Origin of the sequence: Haloglomus salinum (assembly GCF_024298825.1) — an archaeon.
GTDB classification, from domain to species: Archaea; Halobacteriota; Halobacteria; order Halobacteriales; family Haloarculaceae; genus Haloglomus; species Haloglomus salinum.
Genome location: NZ_CP101153.1, coordinates 598,692 through 620,329, shown reverse-complemented (window position 1 = coordinate 620,329; position 21,638 = coordinate 598,692). Strand labels below are relative to the sequence as shown.

The window sequence follows — 21,638 nt, the reverse complement described above, 5'->3', positions numbered from 1 at the left end:
TCCGTAGAGACAACTGAATCAAATCAGCTTGCCAGCTGAGCAATACACAGGATATGACGAACACCGATCAGTTAGACGGATTCTTGAGCGCGTCGCGGCCAGTATCTTATAGTGGCTACCTCCTATGAGTCACAACGCACGGTCTTTCGACGAATCGCCCAACAACCCTACGTCGAGTGGCCCGCATACGACTCGACGCCGCTATACGACCGCGCTTCACTTGCCGGATTAGAATCGGACATTCGAGTCGTCTCGGGGATCTGGTTCATGCATCCAAATCACGACTCGGCTGAGCAGTTCGTCTGTGAGCTTCCGATAGCCTACTTCCGATTTGAAGCCCACGACTGTTACCAGACTTCGACACGCTACGAGATGGACACGTTGTTTCGCGTGTTCGTCCTGAAAGAACTCCACGGCTGGGAGCACGAAACATCACTCCGAGAGTACCTCGAAAGCCAGCCTAACCTCTGCGAACATCTTCAGTTGAACACAGTCCCCGACCAATCGACACTGTGGCGTACTTGGAACGAGCGTTTCACGAGAGATCTGCGTGAGACAGTCGAGAAAGGTGCTCGAACAATCCTCGTCAAAGCACAAAACGCGGATGTCGCTGTCCCGCGCGACCCAGAACAGAGCCTTCCGCTTCGGGGTACCGACGCAAACGAATCGCAGCCAGATAACCGAGCTATCCTCGACAGTGCTGAGACGATTACTGATCACGTCAGTCGAGTCATTTTTCCCGCGTTCTCGCTTGACCGTGGCGAGGCCTCCGAGATTCCCGAGAACGCCTACTGGGAATTACAGACGTATCTCGGACTCCGTGAGAACTTGGCCGCCAACGAAGGCGCTCGCAGCTTCACCCACGAGTCGACGCGGAATCGAACACCCCTCGGACACGCTCATCGCGACCACATCCGCAATCTCTCTATCGATCAGATTCGCGAGATGTATCGACAGGCGGTCCGCCAGCTCATTGACGAGGTTGCAGCGACGGAGGAGTTCTTCCGAGCAGGGATCGTTGCAATCGACATTACCGAAGCTGACCCGTTCACAGGCGACCGCACTGGTTACGAAGATGAGATTATCGGAACGAAAGAGAACTCCGACGAGTACGCGTACCAGTGGGCGACGGTTCAGTTGGTCGGGAACGCCGTCCCGCTCGTCCTTGATGCTCGCCCCGTGCGGAAAGGCGAGTCACGAAAAGAGATCGTCAAGGATCTGCTTGACTCCGCTGAAGACCTGGTTCACGTTGATAACGTGCTTATGGATCGGGAGTTCGATAGCCAACACGTTCTGGAGATGATTAGCCAGCGCGGGCTCTCCTACGTCGTGCCGAAACGGATGCAGACCAGCGAGAAGGCGCAGGCGAAGCGGTTGCTCCAGCGCGACCAAGACCGATACGAGACCGACCGGAAGCTCCACCTCGGGAACAACGAGTGGCACGAGACGACGCTAATCTACCGTCGGAAAGAGGACTCCGAGTACGACGACCATCGACAATATTCGGTGTTTATGACGAATCGGGGGAGTGGACACCTCACGGAGTACGGCTACAGGTGGGAGATCGAGAGTGGGTACAGGTCGATCAAACGGTTCATGGCAGCGACGACGTCGAAGGATTTCGGGCTTCGATTCTTCTACTTCGCGTTTGCGTGTCTGCTGTACTCTATCTGGCGAGCGGTCGATCTGCTCGTGCAGGTTGAGTTGACCGATGAGTACGAGCACTCGCCTATTGTGACGGCCGACAATACGCTGACGCTGTTGAAGAAGGAGACCGGAATTGGATAGGGCGGTCCTCTGTTCGGGCCAGTACGGATTCCTGAGTGGCAACGCTGTCGAGAATCTTGGAAATTCACAAGTCCAGTTGGTAGTACGACACGAGAAGACCATCGAGAGGATATTCAAAGCGGCTTCGCCTCGAAAAATCGCCCGAAACCACGCATCACAGCCCCGCTAAACCCGCCGTAGTCTCAACTTCCAACCCAGCACGGGCGGCCTGTGGCCCCTGCACGATAGCTGTTCTCCTGTAATATGGAATTTTGGCGGTGTATTTGTGGCGTTTATGGATAATGGGGAATAAATCTGTGAAAAGGTGGGGACAGACGATGAATCTCCCCAGAAACGGCGTAACTCTCTATCGCCCTGCTCCGACGGACGCCTACTCCTTCTCGCCCGCGCCGACGGCCGACTCCCCGACGGGGTCGTGGCCCTCGATGACCTCGGTGCCGCCCATGTACGGCTGGAGCGCCTCGGGCACGTCGACGGTGCCGTCCTCGTTCTGGTAGTACTCGAGGATAGCGACCATCACGCGGCCGACGGCGGTCCCCGACGCGTTGAGCGTGTGGAGGTACTCGGCCGACTCGTGGCGCTCCGGGCGGTACTGGATGCCGGCGCGCCGGGCCTGGAAGTCTTCGAAGTTCGATGCCGACGACACCTCCAGCCAGCGGCCGCCTCGGTCCGGGCCGTCCTCGCTGTCGGTGCCGGGCGCCCACACCTCGATATCGACGGTGCGAGCCGAGGCGAAGGTCAGGTCGCCCGTACAGAGGTCCAGTGTGCGGTATGGCAGCCCGAGCCGGTCGATGACCTCGCAGGCCTCGCCGATGAGTGCGTCCAGCCGGTCGTAGCTCTCGTCGGGTCGGACGAAGTTGACCAGTTCCACCTTGTTGAACTGGTGGACTCGGACGATGCCCCGCGTTTCGGTGCCGTGTTCGCCGGCCTCGCGCCGGAAGTTGGGGGTGTAGGCCTGGTACTTCAGTGGGAGGTCGTCGTCCAGCATGATTTCCTCGCGGTGCATGTTGGTGACGGGTACCTCGGCGGTCGGGCAGAGCCAGAGGTCGTCGTCGGTGTAGTCCTCCTGTTCGGCGCCGCCGACCCGGTAGGCGTCGTGGTTGAACTTCGGTAGCTGGCCGGTCCCGCGCATCGACGCGCTCGTGACTGGGACGGGCGGGAAGATGTCGTGGTAATCCTGCTCCCGGTGGATGTCCAGCATGAACTGGATGAGCGCGTGCTCCAGCCGTGCCCCGTCGCCTTTCAGGAAGTAGAAGCCGCCACCGGTCGTCTTCGCGCCGCGTGCCTCGTCGATGATCTGGAGTTCCTCGCCGAGGTCGTAGTGTGGCGTCACCTCGTCGGGCAGGTCGCGGTGGTCGTCGAAGCCCACCCGCTCGCGCTCGACGTTGTCGGCCTCGTCCGCGCCCACGGGCACGCCCTCGTGGGGAATCTGCGGGAGTTCGAGCAGCCCCTGCTCGAGTTTGGCCTCCAGTTCGTCGGCGCGGTCCTCGACGCGTTCGATCTCGTCTTTGAGTTCCTGTGACTGCTCGATGGCCTCCTGGGCTTCGTCCTCCTTGCCCTCCTGTTTGAGCTGGCCGATCTTGCTCGACACCTCGTTGCGCTCGTGCCGGAGCCCGTCGCCCTCGGCCTTCAGGTCGCGCCACTCCTCGTCTATCTCGAGGAGTGCGTCCACGTCCACGTCGTCGTACCCGCGTGCGTCGAGTGCCGCGCGCACCTCGTCGGGGTGCTCGCGGAGGTACTGTCGGGGAATCATCTGTTGGTGTGAGGTTCTCGGGTGGCCGGAAAAGTCGTGTCGGTGTCGCGGGAGTGGGTGGCACGGGCAGATGTCGATGGAGTGGTCACCGAATCGGGGGACGACAGGGACGGCTACGAAGCCCCCGCGCTCTCATCCTTCGATTCCGCCAGGAGTCCGTTGTCCGTCCGAGCGTTCGCGCGTGGTGGTTCCGGGCGAGCAGGGTGGCCCCACACCTCCCCGCACTCGCGCCGAGTGGGCTCCGGCACGCTCACTAGCGTTCGCGGCCTCCGCCAGATGGCGCGAGCGCGCTTCCTGGTCCCGGAACCGGCCGGCCGACCAGCCGCTCCCCGGCCGGGAGCGCGTGTCGAGCGGCTTGCCCGCGAGACCGCGCGACCTGGGGAAGGGCAGGGCCACAGCGCCCGTGGAACAGCTGGATCCTGGCGGAATCGGAGCGCGCGAGGGCTTCGTATGTGTTTCCGTCGTGGGGTGAGGTGTTTCCGTCGTGGGGTGAGGTGTTTCCGTCGTCGGCTCAGGTGTCTCGGTCGTCGTGGAGACCGGGCTCGTCGCCTCGGCCGTCTCACCTTCCTGCACGCGAGAGCCAGAACTTTACCCCCGCAACCCACCCCACGAACCACACATGCCACACGGAACCGCGCTCGTGACGGGCGCCTCGGCCGGAATCGGTCGGGCGCTCGCCGAGGAGTTCGCCCGGAACGGCTACGACCTCGTCCTCGTCGCGCGCCGGGAGGAGAAGCTGCAGGAAGCGGCCGCGGAGTTCGAGCAGTACGGCAGCACCGCCCACGTCGTGCCGACCGACCTCGGGAGCCGTGAGAACCGTGAGGCCCTGTACGAGGAGGTCGTCGAGGAGCGGGGTATCGAGGTCGACACGCTCGTCAACAACGTCGGCATCGGGACGCAGGGCAAGTACACCGACATCCCCGCCGACCGGGACCTGCTGCAGATCGAGCTCAACATCACCACGCCGTCGCATCTCACCAAACTGTTCGGCGCGGACATGGTCGAGCGCGGCGACGGGCGCATCCTCAACGTTTCCTCCTCGGCAGCGTTCCAGCCCGGGCCGTTCATGGCGGTCTACTACGCCAGCAAGGCCTACCTGCTCTCGTTCTCCGAGGCGCTCCACGAGGAACTCGCCGCGGACGGGGTGGCCGTGACGGCGCTCTGCCCGGGCCCCGTGGAGACGGAGTTCCAGGCGCGCGCCGAGAACGAGGATGCCCCCATCGGCGGCGGCGAGACGGACGGCCTGCTGAGCCCGAACTGGCAGGACGCGGCCGACGTGGCCGAGGCGGGCTACGAGGGGGTCCACGCCGGCGAGGCCGTCGTGGTCACGGGCACCGACCTGAAACTGCTCTCGCGCGTGGTACCGTTCCTCCCGCGCTCGACGGTCCGGAAGCTGTCGAGGAGCCTGAACGAGGCTTGAGCGCGGTATCCCGGCGACAGCTCACTCCCGCGGGTCGCGGTCCGGCCCGGGATACTCGTCTGGGTCGGCATCGTGAACGGCAGCCCATAGCGCGGCCGCGTCGAACACCTGGGCGAACGCGCGGGGATGCCGTACGGAGACGTCGAGATGCTTCCGGAGGGTCGCGCCAGCGCCCGCGCTCGCCAGCGACTCCTCGAAGGTGAGGATGTGCGCTGCCGGGCCGGCGTGAGCGGCGGCCAGCGCGGGGTGGTCGCCGGGCGTCTGCTCGACGACGACGGCCCAGTCCTCGATGCGCTCGCGCCAGTCCGCCGCCAGCCCAGGGTCCGCGAGATCGGCGACGACGGCCTCGGCGTCGTCGAGCAGACGCCCGGTCGCGACCAGCGTCGCCCACGAGTGCGCGCGGAGGTGGTCGAGCGCGGCGCGGGCCGCGGCGCCGTCGCCGGCCGCATCGAGCCCGTCCACGTCGGGCGCGGCGTCGGCCGGCCCGCCACACAGCAGGTCGGCCGCGAGCACGTCGGCGTCGGCCACGACGCGTGCGGGGTTCGGACGCTCGGCCTGGTCCATGCCAGCCGTGGGGGCGAGGACGACGATAAACGATGGGGTCCCGTCCCGGGCGGCGCCGCGGTGACCCGGCGACGGCTCACATCCGGGTGCCACACGCCGAACAGAAGCTCGGCTCGTCACTCTCCTCGACCGTCTCGCCGCAGGTGGGGCAGGTCTCGGTCGTGTCCCCACCCCCAGCGTCGGTCTCGGAGGGCGTCTCGCCGTCGGGCTCGCTGGCACCGCCGTCATGCCCGGTCGTCGCCTCGGTCGCCTCGGTCGCCGTCTCCCTGTCGTCTGATGTCACGAGGTCCCCGACGGCCGAGCGGACCGTCGAGGCCAGGCCCGACCCGGGGAGCGAGCGCCCGGCGCCGAACGTCGGGTCGTCGGTCGCCTGCCGGTGGTGATGGCCGAGCGTGCCGAGCAGCACCCGCGACCCCTCGCTGGTGCCGGCGGCTCTGACGGCGACCACCTGGCCGCCGTTCGTGCCGGCGTACAGCGTCCCGTCTACCACGGTCGGTGAGGACCTGTTGGCACCGACGACCCGCGAGCACGTCCACTCCCGTGTGCCGGTGTCGGCATCGAGCGCGTACACGCCGCCGTCCTTCCCGTTGATGTAGACCGTCCCGTCGGCGGCCGTCGGGGAGGTGCGGTACAGTCCGGTCGGCACGTCGAACGCCCACTTCCGGCGTCCCGAGGTCGCCGAGATGGCGAAGAGCGTCCCGTCGGGGCTTCCGATGTAGACCGTCCCCGCGTACACCGTCGGCGACGAGTAGGTCCCGTCGTCGGTGCCGGTGAACGTCCACTCCTCACGCCCGGTGTCGGCGTCGACTGCGTACAGGTCCTTGCTTGCGAAGTAGACCGTTCCGTCGGCCACCGTCGGCGACGAATACGGGGCCCACTCCGACTCCTCGAAGGTCCACTCCTCGCTGCCCGTAGCGGCGTCGACCGCGTACAGGCCGTACGTCGAGTCCCCGCTGATGTAGACGGCTCCGTCAGCCACCGTCGGCGACGCGCCCGTCCAGCCCACGTCCCGGCGGTTGAACCGCCACTGCACCCTGCCGGTGTCGGCGTCGAGCGCGTACAGGGTGTCTCCTTCCGTCCCGTGGTTCTCCCCCGCCACGTAGACGGTCCCGTCGGCGGCCGTCGGCGACCCCTCGATGCCGAGGGACTGCTCGGCGAACTCCCATCGCTGCTCGCCGGTGGCGATATCGACCGCGTACAGGCGCTCTTTCTGGTTGAAGTGTTCGAAGTTGGCGCAGACGACATCGCCGACCACCGTGGCCGAGGAGACCAGCCCGCTTCCCCCGCTCGGACGGAACTGCCATCGCTGCTCGCCCGTGTCGGCGTCCATGGCGCATAGACGGTCGCTGCACCCCACGAAGACCGTTCCACCGACCACCGTCGGCGAGCCCCGCACCTCGTGTCGTGCCTCGACGAGACGAGTCCTCCACGCCATCGTTCCCGCCTCCTGCTGACTCATCGTTCGATTAACCCGGGGTTCCAGTCCCGTGTAGTTAGTTCACCCGAACCGACGCCTCGGCGCGCTGGGGCTGTTGGGCTACGAGCGTTCCTCCCGGTGTGCGGCAAGCGATTCGCGGACGGCTGCGACGCTGACGCCGTACTCGTCGCCCCGGTCGAAGAGGTCGGCCCAGTCCATGTGTGGTGAGTGCTGCGCGCGAAGATAATACAGCCGTGACAGCCGACGGCGCGGCCCGTCGCGCGCGTCGCATAGCCCGCTGCTGCGGTCGTGACTGCAGGACGGCTGCTCCCGACTCGAAGACGGAAGACGCGGCGTTAGATGACGCGGTTCTGGAGGTAGTCCAGATGCTTCGCGTTGTAGACGATCTGGACGGTGTCGGCTGCCGGTGAGCCGATGCAGGTCAGGCGGACGTTCTTGTCGTCGACCTCCTCGTCGGAGAGGATCTGCTGCATGTCCATGTCGATGTCGCCCTCGAGCACGATGGCGGCGCAGTTCGCACACGCGCCGGCCCGGCACGAGAAGGGCCAGTCGTAGCCCTGGGCCTCGGCAGCCTCCAGAATGTACTCGCCCTCGTTGACGTCCAGCTCGCCGTAGTCCTCGCCATCGAGGTCCATCTCCTTGGCCTCGTCGAAGACGGGGTCGTCGTACATATCCCAGCCGTTGTCCTCGACGACCTCGTAGTTGAGGTATTCTACTGTAGGCATCGCCACCTGCTACGCCCGCCCCTACCTTCAAAGCTGCTGTTAGGCGGGCCTAAACCGGTTTCTCGGAGGTTTCCCGGAGGTTTCCGGACGAGTGCCCCCCCGGCTGTCGCTCAGAAGAACGGGGCGTACTCGAACAGGAGGAACGAGGCAGCCGCAGAGATGGATGGAGTCAGTATCCAGAGGACGATGACGCGGCCGGTGGTGGCGGGGTCGAACAGTTCCGTCGCCGCGAGGTCGTCGGGGTCCTCCTCGCCGATGCGGGGCACGGCCTGCGTCCCGGTGCCGTCCTCGCCACTGCCGCCCGGTCCGTCCGCGGCCAGGGCGTCCACGCGGGCCGTCGCGGTCGGCTCCTCGCCGGCCATCGCCGCGCCTGCGGCCTCCGAGAGCGTGGTCGTCCGGGTCGCGCGGCCCCAGCCCAGGCCGACGATGGACATCGTCGCCGAGACCGCGAGCGAGGCCGGGATGCCGATGAACGAGAGGAAGGTGATGAGCGAAGCCGCCACCGTCTCCACGATGAGCGCGGCCAGCAGCGGCAGGTCCGTCAGGTCGTTGCCGACCGTGTCCAGCGTCCGGCGGGCGATGGTGAACGCGCCGACGCCGATGGCACCGCCCGCGAGGAAGACGCCCGTGTTCGGCCTGATGGCCTCGCTCCCGACCAGCGGTGCGACCGCGTTCGCGACGTTCGACGCGCCCGCGGAGAACGCCATGTAGCAGGCGATGGCGACGACGAGGACAACGCCGATGACATCCTTCACCGCGGCGTCGGGCGCGCGGGCGGGATACGGAATCGGTCCGGCGTAGCGGCGCTCGAGGACCCCTCCCGCCGAGTCGAGCGGCACCTTCGCGTCGAGGTACGGGTAGAGGTAGCGCCCGATGACCGCACAGACCCAGAACGCGGCGATGGGAGCGACCAGCCACCACGAGACGATGCGGCCCATCACGGGCCAGACGATGGAATCCGTGGCGACGCCTAGCCCGGCGATGGCGCCGACGGCGGTCATCGACGTGGAGGCAGGGACGCCGAACAGGTTCGACACCAGCAGCGCCAGCCCCACGAAGAACAGGACGGCGACCGAGGCTGCCAGGCTGAATTTCGAGGCCGGGACGATCTCACCGCCCATCGTCCGGATGACGTTCTTGCCCACGGTGTAGCCGCCGAGCAGGGCGAACGCGGTCATCAGGCCGGCCGCCGCGGTCTTCGAGACCGTGTCGCTACCGACGGCGGGACCGAAGGCGACGCCGGTCGAGGAGCCGCCGATGTTGAACCCGACGAACGCCGCGACCAGCAACCCCACGACGAGGAGCGGCGCTATCACGGCGCGGGCTTCGGGACGACCGCAGTTAAGCGGTACTCCTTCGCGGCGTCGGGATAACTACTCATCTGGCTGTTTTGAACTATTATGGGCGATATTGTTCAATAATGTGACAGACAAGCTCCGAGTTTGTATTGTCGGGTGTGGGCTGGGGAGGTAACTACCCTCCAGTCGTGGTGGGATAGCGGGTCCGGGAATCGGCCGGGCGCCCGGAGCCTTCTCGTGGCTCGGTGTCACGTTCCGATACATGCTCTCGCGTGAGAACCGGGTCGGCATCGCGTTCATCGTGCTCGCCCTCCGCTCCACGTACGATGCGTTGCAGTTCGGCGTGCCGAGCCGTCTCCGCCATCACCCTCGGCGTCGGTATCGTCTGTCCCCTCCTCCTGAACGACTCCCTCGACGGGCGCGAGGCGGGAGCCGAGTGACCGGCGGCTCCGTGCCGGCCCGCCGTACCGGAACTCGCAGGGCTTATACGGGTGAGGGCCGCACGGTCGGGTACTATGGCCAAGAGCAAGACGGGCAGTGCGGGCCGCTTCGGCGCGCGCTACGGGCGTGTCTCGCGTCGCCGCGTCGCCGAGATCGAGGCTGACACGAACAGCGCGACAGTCGACGGCAACGACGTCAAGCGCGTCGGCACCGGCATCTGGGTGGACGAGGAGACCGGCGAGAAGTTCACCGGTGGCGCCTACCGCGCCCAGACCCCCGCGGGCAAGACGGTCCGCCGCTCGCTCCGCGCGGCCCTGTCCGGTGGCGAGGAAGTCGACGAAGCATAACCGATGAGCTACAAGTGCTCCCGCTGCAAGCGTGACGTCGAACTGGACGAGTACGGCGGCGTCCGCTGTCCGTACTGCGGCCACCGCGTCCTGCTGAAGGAGCGGAGCCGTGACGTGAAAGAAATCGACGTTCACTGACAGGTGTCCGACGCCGCCGACGCCCCGCCCGGCGACCGGTTCCCACACGAGACCGTTCTCGACTGCTCCTACGACGATTCCGAAGCAGCCGCGCTGGTCGCGACCAGTCTCCGGCAGGACATCGACCGCATCGACGGCGACCGCAGCACCGCAGCCGTCGCCCACGAGGGCGACACCGTGCGTGTCACCGTCCGTGCGGCCGACCTGACGGCGCTCCGGGCCGGACTGAACACGTGGACCTCGCTGGTCGACGTGGCCGACCGCACCCGGGCGGCGGCGCTGGAGTGACCAGCTGGGTCGGCCGGTCGCGAGTCGCGACGGGTGGGGTCGCCGTGAGCCCGAGAAGCGGGGGTTTTTCACGGGCGAACCCGAGCCGACAGGTATGCAGGGTAACCTTCCGCCGGAGGCCCAGGAGAAGCTCGAAGAGCTACAGGACCTCCAGGAGACCGCACAGCAGGTCGCGGCCCAGAAGCAGCAGGCCGAGACCACCCTCCGCGAGTCCGAGAACGCCCTCGAGGCGCTCGACGATGTCGAGGACGACACCGAGATCTACCGCGAGGTCGGTGAGCTCCTCGTGAAGAGCGAGTACGACGAGGCGTACGACGAGCTGGAGGAGAAGGTCGACTCGCTGGAGATCCGCGTCGAGACCCTCGAGAAGCAGGAGGAGCGAGTCCGAGAGCAGTTCGAGGAGCTTCAGGAGGAGCTCCAGCAGCTGCTCCAGGGCGGCGCCGGTGGCCCGGGCGGCGGTGGCCCGATGGGACCGGGCGGCCCGGGCGCTGGCGGCGACTGAACGCCCGACCGTGACCGATTCCTCGACCGACGGCAACGGCCCCAGCGACGAGGCCGTCGTGAACACCGCCTCGGAGGCCGCCGAGGGGCTCGTCCTCTCGCGGTTCAAGCAGTCCGATGTCCGCGACCTCGACGTGACCGTCACCTTCGAGGACGGCGTGCTGGAGGTGGATGTCTACCTCAACGCGCCCGAGGCCGAGGGCGACCTCGACCCGGAACAGGTCGCCGACGACGCCGCGCTGGCCGCACAGTCGGCCGTCGACGAACTGTTCGCCGAGTACGAGTAACTGTTCGCCGAGTACGAGTAACTGTTCGCCGAGTACGAAGTAGTCCTCGCGCGCGTGCCCGGGTGCGGGCCCGGGCGCCCACTCACCCGCCCCACACGCTCGCGTCCGGCGCGCCCCCGGACACGCGTCCGTCGCGCTCTCGCGCCCGCCCGTTCGCACGCACACCCGCGCTGTCCGGTGATTTCGCCCGAAACGTTTAGCAACCGGTGGAGGCTACGGGGCGGTAATGACTGCAGTCGAGACCGGGGAGCCCCCGGGTCGGGGTGAGCGCGCGTGGAGCTGATAATCACGGAGAAGGACAACGCCGCGCGCCGCATCGCGGACATCCTCAGCGACGGGTCGGCAGGGACCGACCGGCGGAACGGGGTCAACGTTTACCAGTGGGGCGGTGGCGAGACCGTCTGTGTCGGCCTGTCGGGTCACGTCGTCGGCGTCGACTTCCCGCCGGAGTACGACGACTGGCGCGACGTGCGGCCGGTCGAACTGCTGCACGCCGACATCGAGAAGCGACCCACCCAGGAGAACATCGTCCGCACCCTCCAGCAACTCGCGCGCGAGGCGGACGAGGCGGTCATCGCGACCGACTACGACCGCGAGGGCGAGCTCATCGGGAAGGAGGCCTACGAACTCGTCGACGAGGTGGCCTCTATCCCCATCCAGCGGGTCCGGTTCTCCTCCATCACCGAGCGCGAGGTGACGGAGGCGTTCGAGAACCCGGACGAGCTGGACTTCGACCTCGCGGCCGCGGGCGAGGCCCGCCAGATAATCGACCTGCTGTGGGGCGCTTCGCTCACACGCTTCCTCTCGCTCTCGGCGGGCCAGCTCGGCGAGGACTTCATCTCCGTCGGCCGGGTCCAGAGCCCGACGCTGAAGCTCATCGTCGACCGCGAGCGCGAGATCGAGGCGTTCGACCCCGACGACTACTGGGAGCTGTTCACCGACCTCCACAAAGACGCCGTCGAGTTCGAGGCGCAGTACTTCTACGAGGGTGAGGACGGGACCGAGAACGAGCGCGTCTGGAACGAGGCCGACGCCGACGACGCGTACGCCGCCCTCTCCGAGGCCGCCAGCGCGACCGTCACGGGCGTCCGCCGCCGCACCCGCACGGACGACCCGCCGGCGCCGTTCAACACGACCCAGTTCATCCGCGCGGCGAGTTCGCTGGGCTACGGTGCCGGTCGAGCGATGAGCATCGCCGAGGAACTGTACACGGCGGGCTACATCACCTACCCGCGGACGGACAACACCGTCTACCCTGAGGACCTCGACCCCGAGGAGCTGCTGGCGACGTTCGCCGACTCGGGTGCCTTCGGCGAGGATGCCGCCTCGCTGCTCGAGGACGGCGAGGACATCGAGCCCACCCGCGGCGAGACGGAAACGACCGACCACCCGCCCATCCACCCGACCGGGGAGATTCCCGGCAAGGCCGATATCGGCGACGACGAGTGGGAGGTGTACGAACTCGTCGTCCGGCGGTTCCTCGCGACCTGTGCGGACCCTGCCGAGTGGGAGCACCTCCGCGTCACGGCCGAGGCGAACGGCTGCCAGCTGAAGGCCAACGGGAAGCGCCTGCTCGAGCCCGGCTACCTCGATGTCTACCCCTACGCCTCCTCCGACGAGAACCTCGTCCCCGACGTGGACGAGGGCGAGGAGCTCGACCTGACGGACGCGCGGCTGGAGGCAAAGCAGACCCAGCCGCCGCGCCGGCGCGGACAGTCCCGGCTCATCGAGGAGCTAGAGGCTAGAGGGGTGGGGACGAAGTCGACCCGCCACAACACCATCGAGAAACTGTACGACCGCGGCTACATCGAGGACGACCCACCGCGGCCGACACGGCTGGCGATGGCGGTCGTCGAGGCCGCCGAGGAGTTCGCTGACCTCGTCGTCGACGAGTCGATGACCCAGCAACTCGAGCAGGACATGACCGCCATCGCGAACGGAGAGGCGACGCTGGACGACGTGACCGACGAGTCCCGCGAGATGCTGGGGCGGGTGTTCGACGAGCTGCACGAGTCCCGCGAGGCTATCGGTGACCACCTCCGGGAGGCGCTGAAGGACGACAAGCGGCTGGGGCCGTGCCCGGAGTGTGGCGAGACGCTCATCGTCCGGCGGTCGCGGCGCGGGTCGTACTTCGTCGGCTGTGAGGGGTACCCGGACTGCGAGAACACCTACCAGCTCCCCTCCTCGGGCGAGCCGACGGTGATGGAGGACTCCTGTGAGGAGCACCATCTCCACCATGTGAAGATGCTCGCCGGCCGCTCGACGTTCGTCCACGGCTGTCCCATCTGTAAGGCCGAGGAGGCCGATGCACAGGAGGACGAGGTCATCGGCGTCTGCCCGGAGTGTGGCGAGGAGCACGGTGGCGAACTCGCCATCAAGCACCTCCAGAGCGGGAGCCGGCTCGTCGGCTGTACGCGCTACCCGGACTGTGACTACTCGCTGCCGCTCCCTCGGCGTGGCGACATCGAGGTGACCGACGAGTTCTGTCCCGACCACGACCTGCCGGAGCTGGTCATCCACGACGGCGACGGCGACCCCTGGGAGCTGGGCTGTCCCATCTGCAACTTCGAGGAGTTCCAGGCGCGCCGGGCGACCCGGGACCTGGACGACCTCGACGGCGTGGGGGAGAAGACCGCCGCGAAGCTGGCCGATGCGGACATCGAGTCGCTCGCGGACCTGCAGGCCGCCGACCCGGACGACGTGGCCAGCCGCGTCTCGGGTGTGAGCGCCGACCGCATCCGGGACTGGCAGGAACAGGCCGAGAGCGCGGGCTGAAGCAGGAACGGGATAGCAGCTGTCCGGTGGTCGATGATTCGTGCGAGGATAGGCTCAGATGAGCTGTTCGACCAGCCGACTGTAGCCACGGCGGAGCCGCTCGGAGATGGCCTGGTTCGAGATGTCGAGCTCCTCGGCCAGCCCCGAGGTGGTGGTGCCCCGTGGGATGTCGAAGTAGCCCATCTCGTAGGCCAGCACGAGCGTCTCGCGCTGTTCCGGCGTCAGACCGAGGTCGTCGTCCGTCGCTTGCTCGGCGTCGTACAGCCGCTTCAGCTGGAAGGCGATGTCGTTGTCGGCGAGGTAGGTCCGGTAGTCGGCGAGCGCGTCACGGTCCGGGAAGCGCGTCCGGGAGTGCCACCAGTCGTCGGCGTACCACGCCTCGAGCCGTTCGGCGCCGAGTTCGACCCACCGCGGGTAGAGCACGACCTCCGTGGCGTCGCCGACGGCGATACGGTAGAGCCGCTTCTCGCCGACGGTGTCCAGCACGTTCAGGTCCGCGACCGTCGGGTCGTCGGTCGCGGCGCGTTCGAACGCATCCAGCGGCCCCCGGCCCCACGCGAAGAGGATGGGATGGTCCGGGTCCGTGGCGAACGACCGCTCCAGCTCCAGCTCGATGTCGGGGACCGTCTCGAACGTCGACCCCAGGACGAGCCGGTCTGCGGAGAGTCGGTACTCCGCGATGACGCTCATGTGCGGCCCCCGGCTCCGTCGAACTCCCGCATGCACTCGGGTTCGATGCGACACGTAAACCGCTGTCGGTGGTGTGTCGCGTTGGCCGGCGTGCCGCAGGGGTTGCACGCGGTGCGCCGAACGGTCCCCCGTCTACCGCGTCGCGGCCTGGGCGTCACGGGCACCCTCGACCGTCTCCCGGACTGCGTCGGCGCCCTCGTCGTGGACGAGGTCGCCGACGATGACCGTATCCGCGTGCTCGCCCATCTGATAGGCGGAGTCGTAGTCGTGGATGCCGCCGCCGTAGAAGAGGGTGGCCTCGTCGAGCGCGTCGCGGGCGGCGCCGACCTTCTCGGTGTCGCCCAGGGTCCCCGAGTACTCGATGTAGACGATGTCCTGGCCGAACATGCGCTCGGCCGCCGTGGCGTAGGCCGCGACCTCCTCGGCGTCGAGGTTGCAGTCGGCCTGCGTGTACTCCGCCACGGATGAGTCGGGGTTGAGGACGATGTACGCCTCCGTGTGGGTCCGGCCCCAGTCGATGTCGGGGTCCGAGCGGACCCACTCCTTGTGGGCGCCGGTGACCCACGCGATGTCGCCGGCGTTGAACACGATGGGGATGAGGTAGCCGTCCAGCCCCTCGTCGTGGACGACGGTGCCCGAATGGGAGGGCTCGATGTAGACGGGCACGTCGTGGGCGACGCAGGCCTCGACGACCCGCTCCATCTTCTCCTCGGTCATCCCGGTGGTGCCGCCGATCTCGATGGCGTCCGTGCCGGTCTCGCAGACGTCACCGAACGTCTCCCCGTCGACCAGCTCCTTGTCGGGGTCGAGCTTGGTGATGTGGGTCCAGTCGGACCACGGCGTGCCGCTCATACGCGGGCGTGGCTACCGCGCGACTAAACCGTGTCGGAAGGGTCGGGAAACGGCGCGCTCGGTCGTCGTCCGTCGGGGTACGACATCGGGCCGTCGCGGGCGGCTGGGGGTGCCGGGTTCACCCGTGCAGCCACGGTCGAACCAGGTCCTCGCCGATGACCCCGATTAGAACGATTCCCAGGAAGAAGAGCCGCCATACCGGTTCGCTGGGGAGGAACGGGTCAACACCGGCGACGTGGCGAAGCAGTTCGTCGACCAGTAACAGGCAGGCCGCCAGCGCTGGATAGACCCACGCGCTCCGCAGGTCGTGCCACGGTTCGTCGGACTCCTCCCAGTCGCCCCAGTCGTGGTCCGGGGCTCGGAGGCTCCCCAGCGATTCGAAGACGAACTCGGTTCGCCCGGCGGTCGGGCCGGAATCCGTGTAGGCCTCCCGAAGCCGCTTCCAGACCGCCTGTTCCCGAACGTCTCCGACGACGAACAATAGTGGGTACTCGCCGTCGAAGCGGTCCAGCCGCTCCTCGATGCGAGCGACGGTCCGCCCCGAGACCTCGTCGACGAACAGGATGCCGACGGTTCCGTCGACGACCACGTCCGGGAGCGCGGTAGTTCGGTGGGTCTCGACCTGACGTGCGCTGTCCAGTTTCTTCCGGAGGTGCCCTTCGAGTGTGGTTCGACGGTCGTCGACAGTTCCCGACTCCGCCGGTCGCCACTGGTCCATCGCGTGCCGCACCGCCGCCAGTGTCCCGAGCCCACCCATCGACATCCGTGTGTCTCGGGAGCGATGTTACTGCAGATTAACGGTTTCGCTGGTTGGCTCCCTCGTCATCATTTATAAGGGGTCGTCTACCGAAGGGCGAGGCCGCCAGGACCGCACGCTGGTCAGCCGGGTCCGTGAGCCTCACACCTCTCCAACCGCCTGCGATGCTCGCTACGCTGTCGTCGGACTACGTCCGACTGCAAGCGGGACGGAGTCCCGCTCTGTCGCCGAAAATCTTCGATTTTCGAGATCACGAGAGAGCGAAGCTCTCTCGCACGACGCTTCTCGGCCCTCGCACGTGTAGCGGCGGCTGGCCTGCGGCACAGCTGCCAGCGCGCGCCGGTACGACTGACGGACGAGCACGCACCAGCCGAGCGGCTGGTCGGCCAGTTGGTTCCGGGACCAGGAAGCGCGGCGAGCGCCACCACTGGCGGAGCCGGCGCCTCAGCGCCGTGCGGAGCCACCACAGCGCTCGCGCGGGGAGGTGTGGGGACGCTAGCGCTCCGGTGGAACCACCACGCACGAACGCTCGGCCGAGCAATAGCCCCCTGGCGGACTCGAAGGGCGAGCGCTCTCGATTCGTCCCGGAGGAAGCAAGCACCGGAGCGAACGTAGTGAGCGAGGAGCGCAGCGACTCCCGGACGGTCGAGAGCGCGAGGGCTTCGTAGCGGTCCCTGCCGTCGCGTTCGTGAGAGAGCGCGAGGGAAGCGAAGTCTCCATCGCCACCACTACCATCCCAGTCTAGCGAACAGGCGACACTGCGGGAGCCCACGAACTCCCACCGGCGACGGGTCGGTCGTGTCGCGCTGGCCGAACCGTCACGCGGTGCGATACCGCGCCCGGATTGCCCGACCCGCTTGATGCGTCAGGTCACGGGGCGTCTGGTCGCGGTATCGTACTTGAACCTCGGGGAGCGCGTGATATGCAGATTATCGAGATATAAGGTAGACACGCGGTGGAATCCCGACTTCCAAACTGTATCCTCGGATTTATCGATTTGAACTCGGGTTTCGAGGTCACGGAAGCGTTCACACGGTAACGACACGTTTTCGGCCCCGGTACGAGAACCACGGATATGGACAACAGAACGTACACCGCGGACGCCGAGCCGGGCGACCACGTGACGGTCGCCGGCTGGGCCCACGAGATCCGCGACCTCGGCGGCATCGCCTTCCTCATCGTCCGGGACACGACCGGCAAGATACAGGTCAAGTTCGAGAAGGACGAGATGGACGACGACCTCGTCGAGACGGGCACCGAGGTCACGCGCGAGTCCGTCGTGCAGGTCACCGGCACCGTCGAGGAGGAGGAGCGCGCCCCCACGGGCGTCGAGGTCGTCCCCGAGTCCGTCGAGGTCATCGCCCCGGCCGAGCCGGAGCTGCCGCTCGACCCCTCCGGGAAGGTCGACGCCGAACTCCCGACCCGCCTGGACAACCGCACCCTGGACGTGCGCCGTCCCGAGGCGCAGGCCATCTTCGAGATCCGCGCCGAGGTCCTCCGCGCGGTGCGTGACTACTTCCGCGGCGAGGGCTGTACGGAGATCAACACGCCGAAGATCGTCGCCACGGGAACCGAGGGCGGGACGGAGCTGTTCCCGGTCACGTACTTCGGGCGCGAGGCGTTCATGAACCAGAGCCCGCAGCTGTTCAAGCAGCTGATGGTCGGCTCCGGGCTGGAGCGCGTCTTCGAGGTCGGGCCCATCTTCCGCGCGGAGGAGCACAACACCCCGCGCCACCTGAACGAGGCGACGATGATCGACTTCGAATCCGCGTTCATCGACCACCACGAGGCGATGGATGTCTGTGAGGGCACCCTGATGGCCGCGTACGAGGCCGTCGCGGAGAACTGCCAGGACGAACTGGAGACCCTGGACATGACGGAGGCGTTCGAGGTGCCCGACGAGGGGTTCCCGCGGCTCACCTACGAGGAGGCCATCGAGCGCATCAACGCGACCGGCGAACTCGACGAGCACCTCTCATGGGGCGACGACCTCCCCACCGAGGGCGAGAAGGCCCTCGGCGACGATGTCGGCGGGCACTACTTCATCACGGACTGGCCCGCGGAGATCAAGCCGTTCTACATCCAGGACTACGACGACGACCCCGAGTACTCGAAGGGCTTCGACCTGATGCACCCGCGGATGGAACTGGTCTCGGGCGGCCAGCGTGAGCACCGCTACGAGGAACTCGTCGCGGGCTTCGAGCAGCAGGGCCTCGACCCCGACCAGTTCGAGTACTACACGAAGATGTTCAAGTACGGCATGCCGCCCCACGCGGGCTGGGCGTACGGCGTCGAGCGGCTGGTCATGACGATGCTCGGCCTCGCCAACATCCGTGAGGCCGTGCTGTTCCCGCGGGATCGCCAGCGACTGAGTCCGTAGTCGGTCTGTAACACGGCTCTACTGCTTCTGCGCCGCCGATTCCGTCTCGATTCACCCGACCCTCGGTGCCACTGAGTGTTCACCTAGATTTATGCTGAGTGAGTGCTTACTCAGAAACATGAACGTGAATCGTGAGCGGCTCCACGCGGAGCGGGAGGGGGACTTCGTCGTCTTCCTCGTCGGGATGCGCATCAACCGTTTCCGGGCGGTTCACCGGTGGTTGCCGGTGTTCCTGAGCGCGCCGCGGATGGTCCGTGAGCAGGAGGCCGACCCGGTCGGGTTGCTGGAGTCCCGGTCGATGATGGTGAGCCCCCGGGAGTTCCAGTTCGTCCAGTACTGGGAGTCGTTCGAGGCACTCCGGGACTACGCCCGCGAGGGCGAGGAACACCGCTCGATGTGGTCACGGTTCAACGGCGAGCTGGCCGACGGCGCGGTCGGCATCTGGCACGAGACCTACCTCGTCCGCCAGGACGAGTACGAGACGGTCTACCGGAACATGCCGCCGACGGGCCTGGGGGCGGCGGCCGGGACCGACCACGTGCCCGCGTCCGGCCAGCGAGAGACCGCCGGCGGGCGGCTCGGGGTGACCGACGGCTCGGACGCGCCGGTCGCACCCGACGGCGGGGCGGTCACCGCCGACGCGGGTCCCGGCGCGGCGGACGGGTCGGTCGCGACGGACGGAGGTGACCGCCGATGACTCGGCACGCCCGCCTCCGCCGGTTCCCGGCCGACTCGGACCCCGGAGCCGTCGCCGGACTGGTGACGATGCTGACCCTCGGGACTGCGTTCACGCTGGCGGCACTGGGGGTGAGCTGGTTCTGGGTCGTGTTCCCGGTCGGCTTCGGCGGCGTCATGCCGGTCGCGGTCGGGGCGGCGAAGCGACGCGGCCACGAGCGCACGTCACGGACCGACCGCTGGCACGACGGCCGCGGCGACCGTTCTCCGGGGACGGCCGACGAGGACGCGGCCCTGGCACGCCTCCGCGAACGGTACGCGAACGGTGAGCTAGACGAGGCGGCGTTCGAATCACGGCTGGAGCGCCTGCTGCTGACCGAGGACACGGCCGCGGCCCGCACCTACGCCAGCGGGCGTGGTGACGACCGCCTCGAGGGGGAGAACCGGGCTGGGTCGGACGTTCCCCCGCGTCTCAACGGCGACTGACCGAGCCCGGCGTCGGCGGTTCGACGCCCTCGGCCAGCACCTCGCGTGCGAGGTACTCGAAGAGGCGCTCGCGGACCCCCTCGCCGACCTCGGTCATCCCGAGTGCCTGGACCGCGCCGACGGTGCCGTCCGCGAGCGTCAGGATGAACGCGGCCGTCGACTCCGGGTCCACGTCGCGGAACTGCCCGGCGGCGATGCCCTCGCGGATGAGGTCGGCGGTGTCGCCGATGATGGCCTCCTCGTAGGCTATCAGTCGGTCGCGGAACGCCCCGTTGTGCCGTGCGTGCGCCAGCAACTCCATCATCGCGACGTTCGTCCCGCGCTCGATGTCGTCGCCGGGGTCGCCGACGAGCGCGTCACAGAGGCCGTAGAGCTGCTGTGCCGGGGTCCCCTCGGCTCCCTCCAGTCGGTCGGTGACGCGGCCGGTCGCCCAGTCCATGAACGCGAGCACCAGGTCCTCCTTGCTGTCGTAGTGGTAGAAGAGGAAGGCCTCGCTCTTCTCGGACTCGGCGGCGATTCGTTTCGTCGTGAGGCCGGCGTAGCCGTGCTCCGCGAGCGCCCGCCGGACGGCCTGGACCGCCTCCGCTCGGGCCGCCGGTGGCACGTCGCCGCCCGTGGGCTCGTCGCCGGACATGCCCCGGCGTTCTGCGCCCCGGCACATATCGCTACCTCTTCGCCCCGGGTCCGGGACACTTACGCGCCCGCCCCGCGAGCACGGAGTATGCTTATCCGAAATGCCACGCTCGCCGACGGGCGCGTCCGCGACGTCCGCATCGAGGGCGAAACCATCGCCGCCGTCGCGGAGGACCTGCCGGCGGCCGACGACGAGGACGTGCTGGTCGCGACCGGCAAACGCCTCCTCCCCGGAATGATCGACGTTCACGTCCACTTCCGCCAGCCGGGGTTCGGCCACAAGGAGGACTGGACGACGGGCTCGAAGGCAGCCGCCGCGGGCGGCGTCACCACCGTCGTCGACCAGCCCAACACCGACCCTCCCACCACGACGGGCGACGCGTTCGACGAGAAGGCCGCCTTCGCCCGCGCCTCGGCCGTCGATTACGGTCTCAATGGCGGCGTCACGGCCGACTGGGACCCGGACTCGCTGTTCGACCGCCCCCTCTTCGCCCTCGGCGAGGTGTTCCTCGCGGACTCGACCGGCGACATGGGTATCGACGCCGACCTGTTCGACGACGCCGTCGCGCGTGCGGCCGCCGAGGACGTGGCCGTCACCGTCCACGCGGAGGATGCCGACCTGTTCGCGGACGAGGCACTCGACCGGCCCGACGACGACGCCGACGCGTGGAGCGCCTACCGCACACCCGAGGCCGAGGCCGCCGCGGTCGAGCGCGCGGGCGAGGTCGCGGCCGACCACGACGCCACCGTCCACATCGCCCACACCTCCACGCCCGAAGGCGTCGACGCGGCCGTCGACGCGGGCCTGACCTGTGAGGTGACGCCCCACCACCTGTTCCTGTCGCGCGACGACCTCGACCAGCTGGGGACGTACGGTCGGATGAACCCGCCCCTCCGGAGTGAGGCCCGCCGCAAGGCGCTGTTCGAGCGACTCGCCGACGGGACCGTCGACGTGGTCGCGACCGACCACGCGCCCCACACCCGCGAGGAGAAGGACGCCGGCATCTGGGACGCACCCTCGGGCGTGCCCGGCGTGGAGACGGCGCTGCCCCTGCTGCTCGCGGCGGCCCGCGACGGGCAACTCTCCTACGAGCGGGTGCGGGACGTGACCGCCACGAACCCGGCCGAGATATTCGGTCTCCCGTCGAAGGGCCGTGTCGAGGCGGGGCGCGACGCCGACCTCGTCCTCGTCGACCCGGCTGAGACGCGTCCCATCCGGGGACTGGACCTGCACTCGAAGTGTGGCTGGACACCGTTCGAGGGCCGGGAAGGGGTCTTCCCCGAGTGGACGATGCTCCGCGGTGAGGTGGTCTACGACGGCGATGCGAACGCCTTCGCCGAGACGCAGGGGCAGAACGTCCGTGACGACCGGGCTGACGGCGCCTGAGTCGCCCGCCGCCGC

General features: G+C 67.8%; 21 protein-coding genes. 12 read left to right on the top strand and 9 right to left on the bottom strand.

The genetic code is table 11. The features are described from left to right. Window positions 1-111 precede the first annotated feature (111 nt). Window positions 112-1,788, top strand: coding sequence for a transposase (locus NL115_RS03005; RefSeq protein WP_254831738.1), 1,677 nt, complete (start codon window positions 112-114; stop codon window positions 1,786-1,788). Window positions 1,789-2,158: 370 nt separating this feature from the next. On the opposite strand, the gene serS is transcribed toward NL115_RS03005, so the two are convergent. Then, window positions 2,159-3,541 carry a serine--tRNA ligase gene (gene serS / locus NL115_RS03000; protein WP_254831737.1) on the bottom strand — a complete coding sequence of 461 codons (1,383 nt, stop codon included), beginning with the start codon at window positions 3,539-3,541 and terminating at the stop codon, window positions 2,159-2,161. 619 nt (window positions 3,542-4,160) lie between these two features. Between serS and NL115_RS02995 the strand changes: the two genes are divergently transcribed. Next, window positions 4,161-4,961, top strand: a complete 801-nt coding sequence (locus NL115_RS02995; protein ID WP_254831736.1) for an SDR family NAD(P)-dependent oxidoreductase — start codon at window positions 4,161-4,163, stop codon at window positions 4,959-4,961. 21 nt (window positions 4,962-4,982) lie between these two features. On the opposite strand, the gene NL115_RS02990 is transcribed toward NL115_RS02995, so the two are convergent. The 4 genes from NL115_RS02990 to NL115_RS02975 form a co-directional block, all read right to left on the bottom strand. Continuing rightward, entirely contained in the window at window positions 4,983-5,525 is a 543-nt protein-coding gene (locus NL115_RS02990) for a DUF7384 family protein (RefSeq protein ID WP_254831735.1), read from the bottom strand. Between the two features lie 76 nt (window positions 5,526-5,601). Beyond that, entirely contained in the window at window positions 5,602-6,984 is a 1,383-nt protein-coding gene (locus NL115_RS02985) for an outer membrane protein assembly factor BamB family protein (protein WP_350355278.1), read from the bottom strand. A 314-nt stretch (window positions 6,985-7,298) separates the two neighbouring features. Then, window positions 7,299-7,688 (bottom strand): ferredoxin Fer, encoded by a 390-nt coding sequence (fer, locus tag NL115_RS02980; protein ID WP_254831734.1) that lies wholly within the window; start codon window positions 7,686-7,688, stop codon window positions 7,299-7,301. Window positions 7,689-7,798: 110 nt separating this feature from the next. Further along, complete coding sequence (locus tag NL115_RS02975; RefSeq protein WP_254831733.1) at window positions 7,799-9,004, bottom strand: inorganic phosphate transporter; 1,206 nt, start codon at window positions 9,002-9,004, stop codon at window positions 7,799-7,801. Between the two features lie 497 nt (window positions 9,005-9,501). Between NL115_RS02975 and NL115_RS02970 the strand changes: the two genes are divergently transcribed. From NL115_RS02970 to NL115_RS02945, 6 genes are all read left to right on the top strand, one after another. Next, a complete protein-coding gene (locus NL115_RS02970) occupies window positions 9,502-9,774 on the top strand; it encodes an eL43 family ribosomal protein (protein WP_254831732.1) in 273 nt (90 codons plus the stop codon). A gap of 3 nt (window positions 9,775-9,777) precedes the next feature. Further along, the gene (locus NL115_RS02965) at window positions 9,778-9,912 is read left to right on the top strand and encodes a DNA-directed RNA polymerase subunit P (protein ID WP_248653523.1); all 135 of its coding nucleotides are present in this window, start codon (window positions 9,778-9,780) and stop codon (window positions 9,910-9,912) included. 3 nt (window positions 9,913-9,915) lie between these two features. Further along, window positions 9,916-10,200: a KEOPS complex subunit Pcc1 gene (locus tag NL115_RS02960; RefSeq protein ID WP_254831731.1), complete on the top strand. Its 285-nt coding sequence runs from the start codon at window positions 9,916-9,918 to the stop codon at window positions 10,198-10,200. Between the two features lie 94 nt (window positions 10,201-10,294). Then, window positions 10,295-10,702, top strand: a complete 408-nt coding sequence (locus NL115_RS02955; protein WP_254831730.1) for a prefoldin subunit beta — start codon at window positions 10,295-10,297, stop codon at window positions 10,700-10,702. A gap of 10 nt (window positions 10,703-10,712) precedes the next feature. Next, window positions 10,713-10,988, top strand: a complete 276-nt coding sequence (locus NL115_RS02950; RefSeq protein ID WP_254831729.1) for a DUF3194 domain-containing protein — start codon at window positions 10,713-10,715, stop codon at window positions 10,986-10,988. A 273-nt stretch (window positions 10,989-11,261) separates the two neighbouring features. Next, complete coding sequence (locus NL115_RS02945; protein WP_254831728.1) at window positions 11,262-13,763, top strand: DNA topoisomerase I; 2,502 nt, start codon at window positions 11,262-11,264, stop codon at window positions 13,761-13,763. A gap of 54 nt (window positions 13,764-13,817) precedes the next feature. Here the strand turns inward: NL115_RS02945 and NL115_RS02940 are convergent, their stop codons facing one another. From NL115_RS02940 to NL115_RS02930, 3 genes are all read right to left on the bottom strand, one after another. Then, window positions 13,818-14,453 (bottom strand): helix-turn-helix domain-containing protein, encoded by a 636-nt coding sequence (locus NL115_RS02940; RefSeq protein ID WP_254831727.1) that lies wholly within the window; start codon window positions 14,451-14,453, stop codon window positions 13,818-13,820. 132 nt (window positions 14,454-14,585) lie between these two features. Further along, window positions 14,586-15,305 (bottom strand): phosphoglycerol geranylgeranyltransferase, encoded by a 720-nt coding sequence (locus NL115_RS02935; protein WP_254831726.1) that lies wholly within the window; start codon window positions 15,303-15,305, stop codon window positions 14,586-14,588. A 118-nt stretch (window positions 15,306-15,423) separates the two neighbouring features. Next, complete coding sequence (locus NL115_RS02930) at window positions 15,424-16,068, bottom strand: hypothetical protein (protein WP_254831725.1); 645 nt, start codon at window positions 16,066-16,068, stop codon at window positions 15,424-15,426. Between the two features lie 1,069 nt (window positions 16,069-17,137). On the opposite strand from NL115_RS02930, the gene aspS reads away from it, so the two are divergent. From aspS to NL115_RS02915, 3 genes are all read left to right on the top strand, one after another. Beyond that, a complete protein-coding gene (aspS, locus tag NL115_RS02925) occupies window positions 17,138-18,442 on the top strand; it encodes an aspartate--tRNA(Asn) ligase (RefSeq protein ID WP_254831724.1) in 1,305 nt (434 codons plus the stop codon). A gap of 118 nt (window positions 18,443-18,560) precedes the next feature. After that, window positions 18,561-19,139 (top strand): DUF4188 domain-containing protein, encoded by a 579-nt coding sequence (locus NL115_RS02920; protein ID WP_254831723.1) that lies wholly within the window; start codon window positions 18,561-18,563, stop codon window positions 19,137-19,139. Continuing rightward, window positions 19,136-19,603 carry an SHOCT domain-containing protein gene (locus NL115_RS02915; protein WP_254831722.1) on the top strand — a complete coding sequence of 156 codons (468 nt, stop codon included), beginning with the start codon at window positions 19,136-19,138 and terminating at the stop codon, window positions 19,601-19,603. The genes NL115_RS02920 and NL115_RS02915 overlap by 4 nt, the downstream gene beginning before the upstream one ends. On the opposite strand, the gene NL115_RS02910 is transcribed toward NL115_RS02915, so the two are convergent. Beyond that, a complete protein-coding gene (locus tag NL115_RS02910) occupies window positions 19,590-20,237 on the bottom strand; it encodes a TetR/AcrR family transcriptional regulator (RefSeq protein ID WP_254831721.1) in 648 nt (215 codons plus the stop codon). The two genes, NL115_RS02915 and NL115_RS02910, sit on opposite strands and share 14 nt — an antisense overlap. A gap of 87 nt (window positions 20,238-20,324) precedes the next feature. Between NL115_RS02910 and NL115_RS02905 the strand changes: the two genes are divergently transcribed. Then, window positions 20,325-21,623: a dihydroorotase gene (locus NL115_RS02905; RefSeq protein ID WP_254831720.1), complete on the top strand. Its 1,299-nt coding sequence runs from the start codon at window positions 20,325-20,327 to the stop codon at window positions 21,621-21,623. Window positions 21,624-21,638 lie beyond the last annotated feature (15 nt).